Source organism: Jatrophihabitans sp., from assembly GCA_036399055.1.
GTDB lineage: Bacteria > Actinomycetota > Actinomycetes > Mycobacteriales > Jatrophihabitantaceae > Jatrophihabitans_A.
The window spans coordinates 1-17,410 of the sequence record DASWNX010000023.1 but is presented as its reverse complement, the minus strand read 5'-3'; the positions used below and the strand labels follow the sequence as shown (position 1 = coordinate 17,410).

Here is a 17,410-nt window from a genome sequence, read left to right as displayed (position 1 = left end):
GTGAAATCTCACGCCGGCGGGTCCGGGCTAGTCGCTGCCGGCGCTCGCGCGCTGGCTCAACGCCGACCCCAGCGCAGCCTGGCCAGCTGGCGGAGCTGGCCGATGGAGCTGTCCGGACGAGCGAAGGTGGCGACTTTGAGCGGGATGTCGAACAGCTGCGAGGTGACGGCCCTGGAACGGGCGAACTCGCGCAGGCCGTCCGGGCCGTGGATCCGGCCGAAGCCGGACTGGCCGCTGCCACCCCAGGGCAGCCCCGGGATCGAGGCGTAGGTGAGCACCGAGTTGACGCTGACCATGCCGGCCGTCAGCCGGGCGGCCAGCTGCCGGCCCTGCGCGCGGCTGAACACCGACGCGCCCAGGCCGTAGTCCCCGGAATTGGCCAGCGCCACTGCCTCGTCGAGGTCTGTGACCTTGCTGATCACCATGGTCGGGCCGAACGTCTCCTCGGTGACCGCCGGCTGGTCCGCCGGCACGTCGACCAGCACCACCGGCTCGACGTAGGGCCCGCGCACCGAGTCGGGCCCGCCGACCAGCGCTCGGCCGCCGGCCTGGACGGCCTGGCGGATGTGCCGGGAGATCACCTCCAGCTGGGCAGGCATGGTGATCGCGCCGTAATGCGCCGCAGGTCGCGCGCCGGTCGTGTCCGGCGCGCCGGGTGGGCCGGTGCGGATGCCGGCCGCCACCGCGCTGACCTTGGCGATGAACTCGTCGTAGACGCCCGCCTCGACGTAGACCCGTTCCACCCCCGCGCAGGTCTGGCCGCCGTTGAACATCGCGCCCCAGACGGCCTGCTCGGCGGCGCGTTCGAGGTCGGCGTCGGCGGCCACGATCAGGGCGTCCTTGCCGCCGCACTCGATCACGCACGGGGTGAGGGTGGCCGCGCAGCTGGCCATCACCAGCCGGCCGGTCGCCGCCGAGCCGGTGAAGGCCAGCTTGTCCACGCCCGCCTGGCACAGGGCGGCGCCGGTCGCGCCGAACCCGGTGACCAGCTGCAGGACGGGCTGTTCGCCGACGACTTCGGCGAAGGAGTCCACCAGCCACTGGCCGACGGCCGGGGTGAACTCGCTGGGCTTGAAGACCACCGCGTTTCCGGCGGCCAGGGCGTAGGAGATCGAGCCCATCGGGGTGTGCACCGGGTAGTTCCACGGCCCGATCACCCCGACCACGCCGAACGGCAGGTACTCCACGCTGGCGGAGTGGTTCACCGCCAGCAGTCCGGGGTTGACCCGGCGGCGGCGCAGCACCTTGGCGGCGTTGCGGCTGGCCCACGCCAGGTGGGCAATGGCGATGACGACCTCGACGACGGCGTCGTCGTGGGGCTTGCCGTTCTCCCGTGAGATCAGCTCGGCCAGCTCGTCGGCGCGCCGGACCAGCTGCACCCGCCAGGCGGTCAACCGCTCGCGCCGGCCGGCCGCGCCGAGCTCGGCCCACCAACCGGCGGCCGCCCTGGCCCGAGCCACGGCCGCGCCCACGTCCTCGGCGCTGTGGATCGGGAAGTCGCCGATCAGCTCGCCGGACGCCGGACTCGTGGACTGGAAGGTCTGCCGGCCGCCTGCCGCCCCGCTCTCGGGATGCTGGGCCGTGCCCTCGGGATGCTGGGCCGTGCCCTCGGGCTGGGCCGTGCTGTCGGGCTGGGCCGTGCTGTCGGGCTGGGCCGTGCTGCCGGATTGCGCCGTGCTGCCGGAGTGGGCGGAGACAGCGGTCATGCAGGGAGGTTACTGGCCGGTACGCCAGGCCGCCACCGCAGCCGTCAAGGCGGCGGCACGACGCTACCCAGACAGGGCGACGCCGGCTAGAACAGCCGCTGGGACGGGTCGTCCACCCCGCGCAGCAGGTCGTAGTCCAGCACCAGGCAGGCGATGCCGCGGTCGGTGGCCAGCGTGCGGGCCTGCGGCTTGATCTCCTGGGCGGCGAAGACACCCTTGACCGGCGCCAGCAACGGGTCGCGGTTGAGCAGTTCCAGGTAGCGGGTCAACTGCTCGACGCCGTCGATGTCGCCTCGCCGCTTGATCTCCACCGCCACCGACACGCCCTGGGGGTCGCGGGCCATGATGTCGACCGGTCCGATCGCGGTCGGAAACTCCCGCCGGACCAGCCGGTAACCCGCGCCGAGGGTCTCGATGTGCTGGGCCAGCAGCACCTGCAGATGCGCCTCGACACCGTCCTTGACCAGCCCCGGGTCGATCCCGAGCTGGTGGCTGGAGTCATGCAGCACCTCGGTGACGGTGATCAGCAACTGGTCGCCGGACTTGTTGGTGACCGTCCAGAGCGCGGCGCCCTCGGGCAGCTCGGACTCCACGAAGGTGCACGGCGGGGACATCCAGTTCAGCGGCTTGTAGGACCCGCCGTCGGAGTGCACCAGCACCGAGCAGTCGGCCTTGATCATCAGCAGCCGCGGCGCCATCGGCAGGTGGGCGGTCAGCCGCCCGACGTAGTCGACCATGCAATGAGCTATCACCAGGCGCACCGGGGCAGCCTACCCAGCCGAACGCCAGCGGCTCACTCGAACCGACCGCGCCGCTCAGTTCAGCCCGTTGGCCTCCCGGACGGCCTCCAGCACCCCGCCCAGCACCTTGCTCAGCTCGAAGTCCTTGGAGGTGAAGACCCGGGCCACTCCGAGCGTGAGAAGCCGGGCGGCGTCGGCGTCGGGGATGATGCCGCCCACCACCAGCGGCACGTCGTCCATGCCCGCGGCCCGCAGGCCGTCCAGCACCTCGGGGACCACCGACAGGTGCGAGCCGGACAGCACCGACAGCCCCACCACCGAGACGTCCTCCTCCACCGCCGAGGCCACGATCTGGGCCGGGGTCAGCCGGATTCCGGAGTACACCACCTCAAAGCCGGCGTCGCGGGCCCGGACGGCGATCTGCTCGGCGCCGTTGGAGTGCCCGTCCAGCCCCGGCTTGCCCACCAGGAACCGCAGCCGGCCGCCGAGCTCGTCGCCGGTCTCGGCGACCCGGCGGCGCAGCTCGGCGAACGCCTCGTCGGCGCCCCCGGCCGCACCGGCGCTCGCGGCGCCCGACACCCCGGTCGGCGCCCGGTACTCGCCGAACACCTCGCGCAGCGCCCCGGCCCATTCACCGGTCGTGACGCCGGCGCGGGCGCAGCGCAGGGTGGCGGGCATCAGGTTCGCGGTGGTGGCCGCCACCGACTTCAGGTCGGCCAGGCTGGCCGCCACCTCGGCCTGGTCGCGCTCGGCTCGCCAGGCGCGCACCGAGGCCACCGCGGCTGCCTCGACGCCGGGGTCGATCGTGAGGATCGAGCCCTCGACGTCGGCGGTGAGCGGGTTGGGCTCGGTCTCGGTGAACCGGTTCACCCCCACCACGACGTCCTCGCCGGTCTCCATCCGGCGCCGGCGCTCGGCCAGCGACGAGACCAGCGCGCTCTTGAGGTATCCGGACTCGACCGCGGCCACCACGCCGCCCTGGCCGAGCACCTTCTCGATCTCGGCTCGGGCGCCGGCGGCGATCTCGGTGACCTTGGCCTCGATCACGGTCGAGCCGTCGAAGATGTCGTCGTACTCCAGCAGGTCGGTCTCGAACGCCAGCACCTGCTGCATGCGCAGCGACCACTGCTGGTCCCACGGCCGGGGCAGGCCGAGCGCCTCGTTCCAGGCCGGCAATTGGACCGCGCGTGCTCGTGCATTCTTCGACAGGGTCACCCCGAGCATCTCCAGCAGGATCCTGGTGACGTTGTTCTCCGGCTGGGCCTCGGTCAGGCCCAGGGAGTTGACCTGGACGCCGTAGCGCAGCCGCCGCTGCCTCGGATCGGTGACGCCGTAGCGCTCGGCGGTGATCTCGTCCCACAGCCGGCCGAAGGCCCGCATCTTGCAGAGCTCCTCGACGAAGCGCACCCCCGCGTTGACGAAGAACGAGATCCGCTGCACCACCTCGCCGAACTTCTCCGGCGGCAGCTGGCCGCAATCGCGCACCGAGTCCAGCACCGCGATGGCCGTGCACAGCGCGAACGAGACCTCCTGCACCGGCGTCGCCCCGGCCTCCTGCAGGTGGTAGCTGCAGATGTTGATCGGGTTCCACCTGGGCACCTCGGCCACCGTGTAGGCGATCACGTCGGTGATCAGCCGCAGCGACGGCTCGGGCGGATAGATGAACGTCCCGCGCGAGAGGTACTCCTTGACGATGTCGTTCTGGGTGGTGCCGGCCAGCTGGGCGCGGGCCTGAGCCGGGTCCAGGCCCGCTTTGGCGGCGTGCTCCTCGGCGACGACCAGATACAGCGCCAGCAGCCACATCGCCGGGGCGTTGATGGTCATCGAGGTGTTCATCTGCTCCAGCGGGATGCCCTCGAACAGCGTCCGCAGGTCTCCGAGGTGGGCGATCGGCACGCCGACCTTGCCCACCTCGCCGCGCGCCAGCTCGGCGTCGGGGTCATAGCCGGTCTGGGTCGGCAGGTCGAAGGCGACCGACAGCCCGGTCTGGCCCTTCTCCAGGTTGCGCCGGTAGAGCGCGTTGGACTCCAGCGGGCTGGAGTGCCCGGCGTAGGTGCGCATCACCCACGGCTTGGTCCGCTCGACCATCGGCGCGGCCTCCTGAGGTGGATACGGGACTCGGCTGGCCAGAGTCTGGCACGCGCGCTACCGGTGGGTAGGACGATGTGGCCCAGTTCGCACGGTGAGGCGGCCGGGCGACCGACCGGCTCAGTAGGAGTAGAAACCCCGGCCGGTCTTGCGGCCGAGGTCGCCTGCCACCACCATCCGCGACAGCAGCTCGGGCGGGGCGAACTTGGCGTCCTTGGTGTCGTTGTAGATGTTGTTCGAGGCGTTGAGCATGATGTCGACGCCGGTCAGGTCCAGGGTCGCCAGTGGCCCCATCGCGTGGCCGAAGCCGAGCTTGCAGGCAGTGTCGATGTCCTCGGCGCTGGCCACCCCGCTCTCGACCAGGCGGACCGCCTCATTGCTGAGCGCCGCGATCAGCCGGGTGGTGACGAAGCCCGCGACGTCGCGATTGACGACGATGCAGGTCTTGCCGATCTGCTCGGCGAAGGCCCGCGCCCGGGCCAGGGTGTCATCGGAGGTCTTGTAGCCACGGACCAGCTCGCACAGCTTCATCATCGGCACCGGCGAGAAGAAGTGGGTGCCCACCACCGACTCCGGGCGCCGGGTGACCGCGGCGAGCTGGCTGATCGGGATCGCGGAGGTGTTGGAGGCCAGCACCGCCCCGTCCTTGCACAACCCGTCCAGGGTCCGGAACAGCCCGTGCTTGACGTCCAGGCTCTCGAACACCGCCTCGACGACGATGTCGGCCTCGGCCGCCGAGCCCAGGTCGGTGCTCATGGTGATCCGCTCCAGCGCCGCCTGCACATCGGCCTCAGCGAGCGTGCCCTTCTGGGCGAACCTGGTCAGTGACTTCTCGATCCCGTCCCTGCCGCGTTGCAGGGCCACCTCGGTGACGTCCTGCAGGGCGACCGACAGCCCTGCCACGGCCGCCACCTGGGCGATCCCGGATCCCATCAGGCCGGCTCCGATAACCGCTACCTGCTGTGTCATGGCGTATGTCTCCTCGCTGCGTTCCAACGGGCTGGGGGCGTGCGACGGGCTGGGGGCGTGCGACGGGCTGGTTGTGCGTGCCGCCGCCTCGGCCCGGCTAGGCGGGATGCTCGCACGATAGCGGCCCGTCATCGCGCAGCTCGCGCCGGCTGGTCAACGGCTGTAATGCTGGACTGAGCGGACTGGCGGATCGGTCCGGCGGATCGGTGCGGAGAGGCGTCGGTGATTCTGACATGGGTTTCGATCTGAGCATCCTGGCGTGGGCTATCGGCATCATGGTCATGCTGATGCTGACGAGTCGGTGGGTGTTCCAGCCGTCCCGGCCGCGGACCGGGCGACCGCAGGGCGGCCCGAACGCCGATCTCGGCCTGCTGACCCCGGTGCTGTCCCACGCTCCCCGTTCCCAGGTGCTGGCGGCCAAGAACCTGCTGTCCGAGCGTGGCATCCGCTGCTCGGTGTCGCGGCTTGACCGCGACAGCTATGACCTCCTGGTGTTCGCGGCCGAGGCCGACCGCGCCCGCCAGTTGCTGGCCGATTAGCGCCTCGCGGCCGGGGCAAGGTGGCCAGGACCGCGCCCGCAGGGCCGCCGCGGTGTGCCGCCTCGCCGGCCGCCCCCCTAGATTGAGGCCATGGCCGTACATCTGACCCGCATCTACACCAAGACCGGCGACACCGGCACGACCGGACTCGGTGACATGAGCCGGGTGCCCAAGACCGACATCCGGGTCGCCGCCTACGCCGACTCCGACGAGACCAACGCCGCCGTCGGCGCCGCGTTGGCGCTCGGCGAGCTGGCCGAGCCGATCGCGGCGGTGCTCAGGCACGTGCAGAACGACCTGTTCGACGTCGGGGCCGACCTGTGCACCCCGATCGTGGCCGACCCGAAGTACCCGCCGCTTCGGATCACCGAGAGCTACCTCAGCCGCCTGGAAGCCTGGTGCGATGAGTTCAACGCCGAGCTGCCGGCGCTGGCAAGCTTCATCCTGCCCGGCGGCACGCCCGGCGCGGCGCTGCTGCACGTGGCCCGTACGGTCGCCCGGCGTGCCGAGCGCAGCACCTGGGCACTGGTCGAGGCAGATCCCGAGCACACCAACCAGCTGGCCGCCACCTACCTCAACCGGCTCTCGGACCTGCTGTTCATCCTGGCGCGGTGCGCCAACACCGGCGCCGACGTGCTGTGGCAGCCTGGCGGCCCGACCGCCGGCTGAGCGCCGCCCGGCCGGCCAACCGGTGTCAGAACCTCGGCGCCGAGGCCTCCAGCCAGGACAGAAAGCCGGTCAGCCCGTTGTCCGGAAAGCCCAGGCTGACCTTGGCGCCCCTGAACCGGCACTCGGCGATCATCAGGTTCGGCCGAAGCGCCATGTCGCGTTGCGGGTCCCACGCCCGGCTCAGGATGACCTCGAGGTCAGTGCGCGGCATCCGCAGCGCCGGGGTCGGTGACAGCGACAGGGTGCGGTACCAGACCAACTCGTCGCCCTCGTAGCGGCCGACTCCGTTGGACCAGCGCTGGTCATCGCGCTTGAGCGCCATCGGCAGGCCACCGGCCGAGGCGACCACCCGCCGCTGGTGCAGCACCACGGCGATCCACAGCATCAGCAGCGCGCACACCAAGATGAGAGCGGAGAGCTCGATCTCCGCCAATCGGGTGCCTCCTTCGCACTGCCTGCCCAGCCTGCTGGGCGACGCTGAAACCGCTAAATCTGCTCGCCCGCGGCACGCAAGCGTGCCAGCGCCCGGTTGCGTGCCCCGACCGAGTCCTCGTCGGCGCCGTCGCCGGCCCGCTCCAGCGCCTGCCGGGCTCGGGCGACATCGATCTCGTCGGCGTTCTCGGCCATCTCGGCCAGCACCGACACACCGTCGGCGCGCACCGACAGGAAGCCGCCGTGCACCGCCACCCGCTGCTCGACGCCATCGGCGTGCAGGATGCGCACCAGCCAGCCCGGCGCCAGCGCGCCGAGCAACGGCGTGTGACCGGGCAGGACGCCGATCTCGCCTTCAGCGGTCCGGGCATAGACCGCAGTGGCCTCTCCGGACCAGATCGGACGCTCGACCGACACCAGTTCGACCTGCATAGTGGCGTTGCTAGCCATTCACTCCGCTCCTCGCTCGCTGGCGCTCGCTGCGATGCTCGCTCACTGAGCTAGCCATTCACTCCGCTCCTCGCTCGCCTGCTCGAACCCTGCCGCTGTGCATCAAGAGTTCTTGAGCTCGTGAGCCTTCTTCTCCAGGTCCTCGACGCCGCCGCACATGAAGAACGCCTGCTCCGGGTAGCTGTCGAAGTCGCCGGCCGCCAGCCGCTTGAACGCGTCGATGGTCTCCTCGATCGGCACGAAGGAGCCCTCGATGCCGGTGAACTGCTTGGCCACGAAGGTGTTCTGCGACAGGAACCGCTCGATCCGGCGGGCCCGGTTGACCAGGATCTTGTCCTCTTCGGAGAGCTCATCGATACCGAGGATCGCGATGATGGACTGCAGCTCGTTGTAACGCTGCAAGATCCGCTTGATCTCGGAGGCGACGTTGTAGTGCTCCTCGCCGATGTACTGGGCGTCCAGGATCCGGGAGGTGGAGTCCAGCGGGTCCACGGCCGGGTAGATGCCCTTTTCCGAGATCGGCCGCGAAAGCACGGTCGTGGCGTCGAGGTGGGCGAAGGCGGTGTGCGGCGCCGGGTCGGTGATGTCGTCGGCGGGGACGTAGATCGCCTGCATCGAGGTGATCGAGTGACCACGGGTCGAGGTGATCCGCTCCTGCAGTTGGCCCATCTCATCGGCCAGGGTCGGCTGGTACCCCACTGCCGACGGCATCCGGCCGAGCAGCGTGGAGACCTCCGAACCGGCCTGGGTGAAGCGGAAGATGTTGTCGATGAACAGCAGCACGTCCTGGCCCTGCACATCGCGGAAGTACTCGGCCATCGTCAGCGCCGACAGCGCCACCCGCAACCGGGTGCCCGGCGGCTCGTCCATCTGACCGAAGACCAGCGCGGTCTTCTCCAGCACGCCGGAGTCGGTCATCTCAGCGATCAGGTCGTTGCCCTCACGGGTGCGCTCGCCGACGCCGGCGAACACCGACACGCCACCGAAGTTCTCAGCGACCCGGTAAATCATCTCCTGGATCAGCACCGTCTTGCCGACGCCGGCCCCGCCGAACAGGCCGATCTTGCCGCCGACCACGTACGGGGTCAGCAGGTCGATGACCTTGATGCCGGTCCACATCGGCTCGGTCTTCGACTCCAGCTGATCGAAGGCCGGCGGTGAGCGGTGGATCGACCAGCGCTCGGGAAACTCCAGCTTCTTGCCGGCCTCGTCCATGGGCTCGCCCAGGGCGTTGAAGACGTGGCCCTTGGTGATGTCGCCCACCGGGACGCTGATCGCGGCGCCGGTGTCGGTCACCTCCGCGCCTCGGACGAGGCCGTCGGTCGGCTGCAGCGCGATGGCACGCACCATGTCGTCACCGATGTGCTGCGCCGTCTCCAGCGTCAGGGTCTTGGACAGCTCGCCGAGTTCGATGTCGACCCGCAGCGCGTTGTAGAGCGCCGGCAGGCTGTTGCGGCCGAACTCGATGTCCACGACCGGTCCGATCACCCGGACGACCCGGCCGCGAACCGGCGCCGGTGTGGTGTCGGTGTCTGAGGGGGTTTGCATGACAGTGCTCATCAGTAGTCACTTCCTGCTGCCGCGAGGGCGTCGGCGCCACCGACGATCTCACTGATTTCCTGGGTGATTTCGGCCTGGCGGGCTTGGTTGGCCAGCCGGGTGTAGGTCTTGATGAGGTCCGAGGCGTTGTCCGAGGCCGACTTCATGGCCCGTCGCCGGGCTGCCGACTCCGACGCCGCCGACTCGAGCAGCGCCGAGAAGATCCGGGCGCTGACGTAGCGCGGCAGCAGGGCGGTCAGCAGCTCGCCGGGCTCAGGCTCGAACTCGTAAGCCGGTCCGGGGCCGTCGGAGGACCCGGAGTCGGAGTCGCGCTGGTCCTGGGCGGCCTGCTCTGCGTCAGACAACCGGACCGGCGCCACCAGCGACGCCGTCGGGTTCTGGGTGACCATCGACTCGAACCGGGTGTAGACCACGAACAACTCATCGATGCCGGCCTGGCCGTCGGACTCGCCGTCGCTGGTGGCCAGCAGTGCCGAGACCACGGCCTCGGTCGCGCCGCGGGCGTCGAGGAACGTCGGCTGCTCGGAGAACCCGGTCCAGCTGCCGGCGATGCGGATCTGGCGGAACCGGTAGAAGGCGACGCCCTTGCGTCCGATGACGTAGATCACCGGCTCCTTGCCCTCGGCGCGAACCGAGGCCGCGAGCTCGTTGGCCTTCTTGATCGCGTTGGCGCTGTAACCGCCGGCCAGCCCGCGGTCGGAGGTCACCAGCAGGATGCCGGTGCGCTTGGCGTTCTCGGCTCCGGTCAGCAACGGGTGCTTGAGGGAGGAGTCCTTGCCGAGGGCAGCCAGCGCCCGGGTCAGCTCGTCAGCGTAGGGCCGGGCCGCGTTGACCCGGTTCTGCGCCTTGACGATGCGCGACGCGGCGATGAGCTCCATCGCCTTGGTGATCTTCTGGGTCGACTGGACCGACTTGATCTGCCGCCGGTAGACCCGGAGCTGGGCGCCCATCCGCTACTTCACGTCTTCTTTGACAGCCGACTCGACGTTGTTGACCCGCCGGGGCTTGGGCTGGTCGTCATCGGCGCGAGCGGTCACCGTGGAGGTGAACTGCGCCTTGACCTCGGTCACGGCCTTCTGCAGTTGCTCGATGGTGTCGTCCTCGAGCTTGCCGGTGTTGACGATGCTGTCGAAGATCTCGGGCTTGTTGTGCGCGATGTAATCGTGCAGGGCCGCTTCAAACGGGCGGACATCGGCGACCTCGAGCTCATCGAGCTGGCCGGTGGTGCCGGCCCAGATCGAGACGACCTCACGCTCGGCCGGGAACGGCGAGGCCGCGGGCTGCTTGAGCAGCTCGACCAGCCGGGACCCGCGCCGCAGCTGCTGCTGGCTGGCCTTGTCCAGGTCCGAGCCGAAGGCGGCGAATGCCTCGAGTTCACGGTACTGGGCCAGGTCGACCCGGAGCCGGCCGGCGACGGACTTCATCGCCTTGGACTGCGCGGCGCCACCGACTCGCGACACCGAGATGCCGACGTTGATGGCCGGGCGGACACCGGCGTTGAACAGGTCGGTCTCCAGGAAGCACTGGCCGTCGGTGATCGAGATGACGTTGGTGGGGATGTAGGCCGAGACGTCGTTGCCCTTGGTCTCGATGATCGGCAGGCCGGTCATCGAACCGCCGCCGAGCTCGTCGGATAGCTTCGCGCAGCGCTCGAGCAGCCGCGAGTGTAGGTAGAACACGTCGCCCGGGTAGGCCTCGCGGCCCGGCGGGCGGCGCAGCAGCAACGACACCGCGCGGTAGGCCTCGGCCTGCTTGGACAGGTCGTCGAACACGATCAGCACATGCTTGCCGTCATACATCCAGTGCTGGCCGATGGCTGAGCCGGTGTAGGGGGCGAGGTACTTGAAGCCTGCCGAGTCCGAGGCGGGCGCGGCGACGATGGTGGTGTACTCCAGCGCGCCGGCCGCGTCCAGGGCCGATCGCGCGCCGGCGATGGTGGAGCCCTTCTGGCCGATGGCGACGTAGATGCAGCGCACCTGCTTCTTCGGGTCGCCGCTGGCCCAGTTGGCGCGCTGGTTGATGATCGCGTCGAGGGCGACGGTGCTCTTGCCGGTCTGCCGGTCGCCGATGATCAGCTGGCGCTGTCCCCGGCCGATGGCGGTCATCGCGTCGATGGCCTTGATGCCGGTCAGCAGCGGCTCCCGGACCTCCTGACGCTGCACCACGGTGGGCGCCTGCAGCTCCAGGGCGCGCCGGGTGTCCGAGACGACCTCGCCGAGGCCGTCGATGGGCTCGCCGAGCGGGTTGACCACCCGGCCGAGGAAGGCGTCGCCGACGGGGACCGAGAGGATCTCACCGGTCCGCTTGACCTGCTGGCCCTCGGTGATCTTCGAGTCGTCACCGAGGATGACGACGCCGATGTCGCGGACGTCGAGGTTCAGCGCCAGGCCGAGGGTGCCGCCCTCGAATTGGAGCAGCTCGTTGGTCATCACGCTGGGCAGGCCCTCGACGTGGGCGATGCCGTCACCGATGTCAGCGACGATCCCGACCTCTTCGCGGGAGGCTTCCGGCGAGTACGAGGACACATAGCCCTCGAGTGCGGTCCGGATCTCTTCGGCAGAGATCGTCAGCTCAGCCATCTTGGTTCCTCAATCTCAATCATCGGATGTTGCTCGGTCACGTGTTTCACTTCTCAGCCGGCGAACGCGGCGCGGGCAGCTGCCAGCCGGCTGGCGACGCTGCCGTCGATGACCTCGTCGCCCACTCGGACCACCAGGCCGCCCTTGACACTTTCATCCACAGCGGTTCGAACGTTTATCTCTCGACCGTAGAGCCGGGTCAGCGCCGCCGCCAACCGCTCGGTCTGCGCCGGGGTGAGCTCGGTGGCCGAGAGCACCCGGGCGACCGAGCGTTCCCGGCGCGCGGCGCTTGCCTGCAGCAGGTCATCGATCGCCAGCGTCAGGGTGGGCCGGCGGCCGCTGGTCACCGCGTGCTCGAGCAGCTGTGCGGTGATCGGCTGCACCTTCTCACCGAGCAACGACTGGAGCAGGCCGCGACGACGCTCGGCCGGAACACCCGCTTCGTCCAGCGCGGCGCCCAGCTCACCGGAGTCGGCCAGGATCCGCTCGAACCGGAACAGCTCGTCCTCGACGGTGTCGAGCTGACCGTCCTGCTCGGCGGCGGCCAGCAGGGCGTCGTCGCCCAGGATCGCCAAGGCGTCAGTGAGGTCCCACGGCGAGGACCAGCGCAGCGACACCGCGTCGGCGATCAGGCCCAGCGCCACGTCACCGACCTGGCCGCTGAACAACGACCGGGCCAGGTCCGCGCGCGCCGAGGCGTCGGTGGAGGGATCACCCAGCGCCCGCCGCAGCCGGGGCTGCTTGCTCAGCAGCTCAGCGGCCGCGTACAGCTCGTCGGCCAGCTCGCGATGCCGGCTGCCGTCCTCGTACCGGCGCAGCAGCGGGATCCAGTTGACCAGGACGCTGGAGAGATCGGGCAGCACCGTGTTCAGCCGCTCGCGCAATTCGGCGAGGGCAGAACGCGAGGCAGCGTGGATCATCGCTGCTCGCCTGCCTGCTGGCGCTCGATGTCGGCCAGGAACGCATCCACCGTGCCGCGGATCGCGGCGTCGTCAGACAGTCGCTGCCCGACGATCTTCTCCGACAGCTCCACGGCCAGAGTGCCGATCTCACCGCGCAGCTCGCGCACCACCTGACCGCGCTGGGCCGCCAACTGCTCCTGACCGCGAGCCACTATGCGGGCTGACTCCTGCTGTGCCTGGGTGCGCAGCTCCTCCACGATCCGCTGGGCCTCGGCGCGGGCGCTTTCGCGGATCTGGGCGGCCTCGGTGCGAGCCTCGGCCAACTGGGCGTTGTACTGCTCCAGCAGTCGGGCCGCTTCGGCCTGCGCCTGCTCGGCGCGCGCGATGCCGCCCTCGATCGCGTCCCGACGGTCGTCGAAGGCCTTCTCGAACCGCGGCACCACGAACTTGCTGATCATGAAGAGCAACAGCCCGAAGATGATCAGCACGAGGATGAATTCGGACAGCACGAAGCCCAGCGGGTTCGGCTCGTGCCCCTCTTCTTCCGCGGCGAGCAGAGTCAGATACATAACGCACCCCTAGAGATCGGTGGAACTGCTCTTCGAGCTGCCGGCTAAATAACGAAGGCGAGCGCGATGCCGATGATGGCCAGCGCCTCGGCGAGAGCGAACCCGAGAATGGCGATCGGCTGCAACCGGCTCTGCATCTCAGGCTGGCGTGCCGTGCCGTTGATGTAGGCGGCAAAGATCAGGCCGATGCCGATGCCCGGACCGATAGCCGCCAGTCCGTAGCCAACCATGTTGAGCGAGCCACCCATGGGGGGTTTCCTTTCGTTTCTCGGCCGCGATGGCCGATCGTGATCGTTATCCGATGGTGCGCACGGTGCGCGGTCAAGCAGGTGGTGCCGGAAATCAGTGCTCGGAGGCAAGCGCTCCGGAGATGTACTGCGCGGTCAACAGCGTGAAGACGTAGGCCTGCAGCACGGCCACCACGATTTCGAGGAAACCGATTGCCACCCCGAGAGTGAAAGCGAGCACACCGGCCGGCTTGAGCACCGGCGAACCAGTCGCGGTGATCAGCAGGTAAGCGCCGCCGGTGGAGAACAGGATGATCAGCAGGTGACCGGCGAACATGTTGGCGAACAGACGCAGCGAGAGCGTCACCGGCCGGATCAGGATGTTGGACAGGAACTCCAGCGGGATCAGCAGCGGCAGGATCCAGGCCGGCACGCCGGATGGAACCGTGGTGTGCTTGAGGTAGCCCAAGAAGCCCTTCTGCATGACGCCGACGCCGTTGTAGATCAGCCAGACCAGCAGCGCGAGGCCGTAGGCGAAGCTGACCTTGGAGAACGGCGAGAAGGCGAGCAGCGGCACGATGCCGAACAGGTTGTTGATCACCACGAAGAAGAACAGCGAGACCAGCAGCGGGACGTAGCGGCGGTACTCCTTGCTGCCGATGATGTCCTGAGCGATGCCGTTCCGGACGAAGGTGTAGGCCTGCTCGCCGAGGTATTGGCTCTTGCTCGGGACCACGGCGCTTCGCCGCGAGGTCATCGCCAGGAACAGGTAGGCCAGCACCGCGCCGAGCACCAGCAACAGCGACGCCTTGGTCAGCAGCGCCTGGTAGCCGTGCTCGCCCCAGTTATTGCCCGCGAAATCTGGCAAAAAGAACTCAGCCGGTCCAGGCGCGTGGAATCCTTCAGCTGCTGCCAGGACTTGGCCGGTGTGGCTCACGCAGTCTCTCCTCGGTCATCACTATCTGGCCGTGTTGTTCGGGCTGCCTCGTCATCAGACGTCGTCCGATTCTTGGACGGAGTGCTCTTGGTCGTGCGGGGTTCGGCTTTGGGCGCTTTGATGCTGTAACGGGCGAACACCATGTACATCCCGAAACCAGCGCCAACCAGGATTCCGATCGGAATCCAGTAGTCGGCGTGCAACCAAACGCTCAGCAACCAGCCCACGAAACCGTAGAACAGCACTCCGGCTACAAGATAGCCGAAGGCCGCCCATGGATCTCCGCCACCCTCTGCGGGGGGGTTCGGACGTGGCGAGCTGTGCATTTGTGAGGGAATGCTAACAGGCTTTTCAGGGGTGTTCCCGCACGACCCAAGTGGCCGCCAGCTCCCCGCCCAGCCAGATCGCCAGCCCGGCGAACAGGCCCACCGCGATCGCCTGCCCGTCGACCACCCGGGGGCTTGAAGCGGCCAGCACCAGCGCCAGGGCGATCGCGGTGGTCAGGTAGCTCAACATCGCCACCAGCAGTGTCATACCCGGCAGATGACGGCCGACGAACCGGATGTTGAACGCTCCGAACTCAAAGCACGCGGTCACCAGGGCCAGGCCCCCGACGAAGCTCAGACCGGCCCGCACGCCGTTGGCCGAGGCGAGGCTGAACCCGATCAGGCCGAGCGCCGCGGCGGCGGCCAGCGCCCACCAGCGCAGGGTCACCGGCTTTGACGCGGTCATCGGCCTGCTCACAATCGGGCCGAGCGCAGCCGCGGGATGGCGGTCGCCAGCAGGCCGGCTGCCAGCAGGGCGGCCACCACCGTCAGCACCAGCCATGGCCCGCTGCTGAAGGACATGGCCACCGCTCCGAAGGCCAGCACCGCCGACCAGAAGTACAGCAGCAGCACCGCCCGGCGATGGCTGTGCCCCAGGTCCATCAACCGGTGGTGCAGGTGCTCCTTGTCCGGCGCGAACGGCGACTGGCCGCGCCGCAACCGCCGCAGCACCGCCAGCAGCAGGTCGAACAGCGGCAGCGCCAGCACCGCCAGCGGCAGGATCAGCGGCAGGTACAGCGGCAAGGTCCCCTTGATGCCGAGTGACTGCGGGTCAGCCTGCGAGGAGGCCGTGGTGGCGCCGGCCGAGAGCATCAGCCCGACCAGCATCGACCCGGAGTCGCCCATGAAGATCCGCGCGGAGGCGAAGTTGTGCGGCAGGAACCCGATGCAGGCGCCGACCAGGCCGGCGCAGATCAGCGTCGGGGCCAGCGCGATGTCGGTGTTGCCGATCTGCGCCAGGTGATAGCTGTAGCCGAAGAAGGCCATCCCCTGGATCGCGGTGACCCCGGCCGCAAGGCCGTCCAGGCCGTCGATGAAGTTGATCGCGTTCACGGTCAGCACGGTGAGCAGGATGGTCAGCTCCACGCTGGCGTCACGGTCCAAGGGAATCGTGCCGATGTTGCCCCATGGCACGTAGATGTAGAGCAGTTGGATGCCGCCGACGATCGACATCACGGCCGCGGCCGTGACCTGCCCGGCGAACTTGGTCAGCGAGTCCAGTTCGTAGCGGTCATCCAGCACACCCACCGCGCAGATGATCAGACCGCCCCACAGCACCCCGGTTATCTCACTGCCGTTGCCGAAGGTGCTGCGCAGGGTGGGCAGGGCGTGCGCGACCAGCATGGCCACCGCGAAGCCGGCCAGCAGCGCCACGCCGCCCAGGCGCGGGGTGTCCACGGCGTGCACGTCCCGGTCGCGCGGCTTGGCGACCGCCCCCCAGCGGGTGGCGAACTGGCGGGCCAACGGGGTGCACAGAAACGTCCCAAGGGCGGCGATCAGGCCGACCAGCGCGTATTCCAGGGACGGATGCATGAGCTACGCCAACGTCGCGCTCAACCTTGCGGGTAGGCCGGGTGGGCAGCGACCAGGGTGCTGACCTCGGCGCGGACGTCGGCGTGCACGGCCGGGTCGTCGCTGGTGACCGCCCGTCCGATCAGCCGTGCGATCTGCGTCATCTGCGGCTCGGTCATGCCCTGGGTGGTCACCGAGGGGGTGCCCACCCGGACGCCGGAGGCCACCGAGGGCGGCGCCGGGTCGTTGGGGATGGCGTTCTTGTTCAGGACGATGCCCGCGGCGTCGCAGCGGCTCTCGGCGTCCCGGCCGGTGACCCCGATGCCTTGCAGGTCCAGCAACGCCAGGTGGGTGTCGGTGCCGCCGGTGACCGGGCGCATCCCCACCTCGGCCAGGCCCGCGGTCAGCGCCTGGGCGTTGCTGATCACCTGCCTGGTGTAGGCCTGGTACTCCGGCGTGGCGCACTCGGCGAGGTTGACCGCCTTGGCCGCGATCGCGTGCATCAACGGGCCGCCCTGCATCATCGGGAACACCGCCTTGTTGAGCTTGGCGGCGTGTTCGGCCTTGCACACCAGCGCCCCGCCCCGTGGGCCGCGCAGCACCTTGTGGGTGGTGAAGGTGACCACGTCGGCGTAGGGCACCGGCGAGGGGATCGCCTTGCCGGCCACCAGGCCGATGAAGTGCGCCGCGTCGACCATGAAGATGGCGCCGACCTCGTCGGCGATCTCCCGGAAGGCGGCGAAGTCGATCAGCCGCGGGATCGCCGAGCCGCCGGCGATGATCAGCTTCGGCCGGTGCGTGCGCGCGAGGTCGCGCACCTGGTCGTAGTCGATGTGCTCGGTCTCCTCGGCGACGCCGTAGTGGACGGCGTCGAACCACTTGCCGCTGAAGCTGACCTTCGCGCCGTGGGTCAGGTGGCCGCCGTGCGGGAGCGACATGGCCAGGAAGGTGTCGCCGGGCTGCAGGAAGGCGCCGTAGACGGCCAGGTTGGCGTTCGCGCCGGAGTGCGGCTGGAGGTTCGCGTGCTCGGCGCCGAAGAGCTCCTTCGCCCGCTCGATGCCGATTGATTCGGCGCGGTCGACGACCTCACATCCGCCGTAGTACCGGCGTCCCGGGTAGCCCTCGGCGTACTTGTTCGACAGCGTGCTGCCCAGCGCGGCGAGCACCGCGGGGCTGGTGAAGTTCTCGCTGGCGATCAGCTGCAG

The 17,410-nt window shown here is 69.3% G+C and carries 18 protein-coding genes; 2 read left to right on the top strand and 16 right to left on the bottom strand.

Going from position 1 to position 17,410, the window contains the following annotated elements; translation table 11 throughout:
- Nucleotides 1–56: 56 nt before the first annotated feature.
- The 4 genes from VGB75_09230 to VGB75_09215 all read right to left on the bottom strand — a co-directional run bounded on the left by VGB75_09230 (nucleotide 57) and on the right by VGB75_09215 (nucleotide 5,503).
- A complete protein-coding gene (locus VGB75_09230; protein ID HEY0167212.1) occupies nucleotides 57–1,706 on the bottom strand; it encodes an aldehyde dehydrogenase family protein in 1,650 nt (549 codons plus the stop codon).
- Nucleotides 1,707–1,792: 86 nt separating this feature from the next.
- On the bottom strand, nucleotides 1,793–2,467 hold the full coding sequence (nucS, locus tag VGB75_09225) for an endonuclease NucS (protein HEY0167211.1): 675 nt from the start codon (nucleotides 2,465–2,467) through the stop codon (nucleotides 1,793–1,795).
- A gap of 54 nt (nucleotides 2,468–2,521) precedes the next feature.
- Nucleotides 2,522–4,576, bottom strand: a complete 2,055-nt coding sequence (locus tag VGB75_09220; protein HEY0167210.1) for a protein meaA — start codon at nucleotides 4,574–4,576, stop codon at nucleotides 2,522–2,524.
- Nucleotides 4,577–4,654: 78 nt separating this feature from the next.
- The gene (locus VGB75_09215; GenBank protein ID HEY0167209.1) at nucleotides 4,655–5,503 is read right to left on the bottom strand and encodes a 3-hydroxyacyl-CoA dehydrogenase family protein; all 849 of its coding nucleotides are present in this window, start codon (nucleotides 5,501–5,503) and stop codon (nucleotides 4,655–4,657) included.
- Between the two features lie 233 nt (nucleotides 5,504–5,736).
- Here VGB75_09215 and VGB75_09210 point away from each other — a divergent pair, with 233 nt between their 5' ends.
- Nucleotides 5,737–6,042: a hypothetical protein gene (locus VGB75_09210; GenBank protein HEY0167208.1), complete on the top strand. Its 306-nt coding sequence runs from the start codon at nucleotides 5,737–5,739 to the stop codon at nucleotides 6,040–6,042.
- Nucleotides 6,043–6,132: 90 nt separating this feature from the next.
- Nucleotides 6,133–6,711, top strand: coding sequence for a cob(I)yrinic acid a,c-diamide adenosyltransferase (locus tag VGB75_09205; GenBank protein ID HEY0167207.1), 579 nt, complete (start codon nucleotides 6,133–6,135; stop codon nucleotides 6,709–6,711).
- A 25-nt stretch (nucleotides 6,712–6,736) separates the two neighbouring features.
- Here VGB75_09205 and VGB75_09200 read toward each other — a convergent pair whose 3' ends face one another.
- The 12 genes from VGB75_09200 to glyA form a co-directional block, all read right to left on the bottom strand.
- The gene (locus VGB75_09200; GenBank protein HEY0167206.1) at nucleotides 6,737–7,144 is read right to left on the bottom strand and encodes a DUF2550 domain-containing protein; all 408 of its coding nucleotides are present in this window, start codon (nucleotides 7,142–7,144) and stop codon (nucleotides 6,737–6,739) included.
- Nucleotides 7,145–7,197: 53 nt separating this feature from the next.
- Nucleotides 7,198–7,593, bottom strand: a complete 396-nt coding sequence (locus VGB75_09195; protein ID HEY0167205.1) for a F0F1 ATP synthase subunit epsilon — start codon at nucleotides 7,591–7,593, stop codon at nucleotides 7,198–7,200.
- Nucleotides 7,594–7,695: 102 nt separating this feature from the next.
- A complete protein-coding gene (atpD, locus tag VGB75_09190) occupies nucleotides 7,696–9,141 on the bottom strand; it encodes a F0F1 ATP synthase subunit beta (protein ID HEY0167204.1) in 1,446 nt (481 codons plus the stop codon).
- Between the two features lie 11 nt (nucleotides 9,142–9,152).
- Nucleotides 9,153–10,103, bottom strand: coding sequence for a F0F1 ATP synthase subunit gamma (locus VGB75_09185; GenBank protein ID HEY0167203.1), 951 nt, complete (start codon nucleotides 10,101–10,103; stop codon nucleotides 9,153–9,155).
- 3 nt (nucleotides 10,104–10,106) lie between these two features.
- Nucleotides 10,107–11,732, bottom strand: a complete 1,626-nt coding sequence (gene atpA / locus VGB75_09180; GenBank protein ID HEY0167202.1) for a F0F1 ATP synthase subunit alpha — start codon at nucleotides 11,730–11,732, stop codon at nucleotides 10,107–10,109.
- Between the two features lie 53 nt (nucleotides 11,733–11,785).
- Nucleotides 11,786–12,652 carry a F0F1 ATP synthase subunit delta gene (locus tag VGB75_09175; GenBank protein ID HEY0167201.1) on the bottom strand — a complete coding sequence of 289 codons (867 nt, stop codon included), beginning with the start codon at nucleotides 12,650–12,652 and terminating at the stop codon, nucleotides 11,786–11,788.
- Nucleotides 12,649–13,203 carry a F0F1 ATP synthase subunit B gene (locus VGB75_09170; GenBank protein ID HEY0167200.1) on the bottom strand — a complete coding sequence of 185 codons (555 nt, stop codon included), beginning with the start codon at nucleotides 13,201–13,203 and terminating at the stop codon, nucleotides 12,649–12,651. Before VGB75_09170 ends, VGB75_09175 begins: the two co-directional genes overlap by 4 nt.
- 44 nt (nucleotides 13,204–13,247) lie before the next feature.
- On the bottom strand, nucleotides 13,248–13,451 hold the full coding sequence (gene atpE / locus VGB75_09165; GenBank protein ID HEY0167199.1) for an ATP synthase F0 subunit C: 204 nt from the start codon (nucleotides 13,449–13,451) through the stop codon (nucleotides 13,248–13,250).
- A 94-nt stretch (nucleotides 13,452–13,545) separates the two neighbouring features.
- The gene (gene atpB, locus VGB75_09160; protein ID HEY0167198.1) at nucleotides 13,546–14,367 is read right to left on the bottom strand and encodes a F0F1 ATP synthase subunit A; all 822 of its coding nucleotides are present in this window, start codon (nucleotides 14,365–14,367) and stop codon (nucleotides 13,546–13,548) included.
- Between the two features lie 351 nt (nucleotides 14,368–14,718).
- The gene (locus tag VGB75_09155; protein ID HEY0167197.1) at nucleotides 14,719–15,099 is read right to left on the bottom strand and encodes a hypothetical protein; all 381 of its coding nucleotides are present in this window, start codon (nucleotides 15,097–15,099) and stop codon (nucleotides 14,719–14,721) included.
- A gap of 8 nt (nucleotides 15,100–15,107) precedes the next feature.
- Nucleotides 15,108–16,226, bottom strand: a complete 1,119-nt coding sequence (locus VGB75_09150) for an MraY family glycosyltransferase (GenBank protein ID HEY0167196.1) — start codon at nucleotides 16,224–16,226, stop codon at nucleotides 15,108–15,110.
- Between the two features lie 20 nt (nucleotides 16,227–16,246).
- The coding region (gene glyA / locus VGB75_09145; protein HEY0167195.1) for a serine hydroxymethyltransferase at nucleotides 16,247–17,410 on the bottom strand (1,164 nt) is incomplete at its 5' end.

Coding starts and splice junctions, on each gene's coding strand:
- VGB75_09230 (HEY0167212.1), bottom strand. CDS start 1,706: ATGACCGCTGTCTCCGCCCACTCCGGCAGCACGGCGCAATCCGGCAGC.
- VGB75_09215 (HEY0167209.1), bottom strand. CDS start 5,503: ATGACACAGCAGGTAGCGGTTATCGGAGCCGGCCTGATGGGATCCGGG.
- VGB75_09210 (HEY0167208.1), top strand. CDS start 5,737: ATGGGTTTCGATCTGAGCATCCTGGCGTGGGCTATCGGCATCATGGTC.
- VGB75_09205 (HEY0167207.1), top strand. CDS start 6,133: ATGGCCGTACATCTGACCCGCATCTACACCAAGACCGGCGACACCGGC.
- VGB75_09195 (HEY0167205.1), bottom strand. CDS start 7,593: ATGGCTAGCAACGCCACTATGCAGGTCGAACTGGTGTCGGTCGAGCGT.
- atpD (HEY0167204.1), bottom strand. CDS start 9,141: ATGCAAACCCCCTCAGACACCGACACCACACCGGCGCCGGTTCGCGGC.
- VGB75_09185 (HEY0167203.1), bottom strand. CDS start 10,103: ATGGGCGCCCAGCTCCGGGTCTACCGGCGGCAGATCAAGTCGGTCCAG.
- atpA (HEY0167202.1), bottom strand. CDS start 11,732: ATGGCTGAGCTGACGATCTCTGCCGAAGAGATCCGGACCGCACTCGAG.
- VGB75_09175 (HEY0167201.1), bottom strand. CDS start 12,652: ATGATCCACGCTGCCTCGCGTTCTGCCCTCGCCGAATTGCGCGAGCGG.
- VGB75_09170 (HEY0167200.1), bottom strand. CDS start 13,203: ATGTATCTGACTCTGCTCGCCGCGGAAGAAGAGGGGCACGAGCCGAAC.
- atpE (HEY0167199.1), bottom strand. CDS start 13,451: ATGGGTGGCTCGCTCAACATGGTTGGCTACGGACTGGCGGCTATCGGT.
- VGB75_09155 (HEY0167197.1), bottom strand. CDS start 15,099: ATGACCGCGTCAAAGCCGGTGACCCTGCGCTGGTGGGCGCTGGCCGCC.
- VGB75_09150 (HEY0167196.1), bottom strand. CDS start 16,226: ATGCATCCGTCCCTGGAATACGCGCTGGTCGGCCTGATCGCCGCCCTT.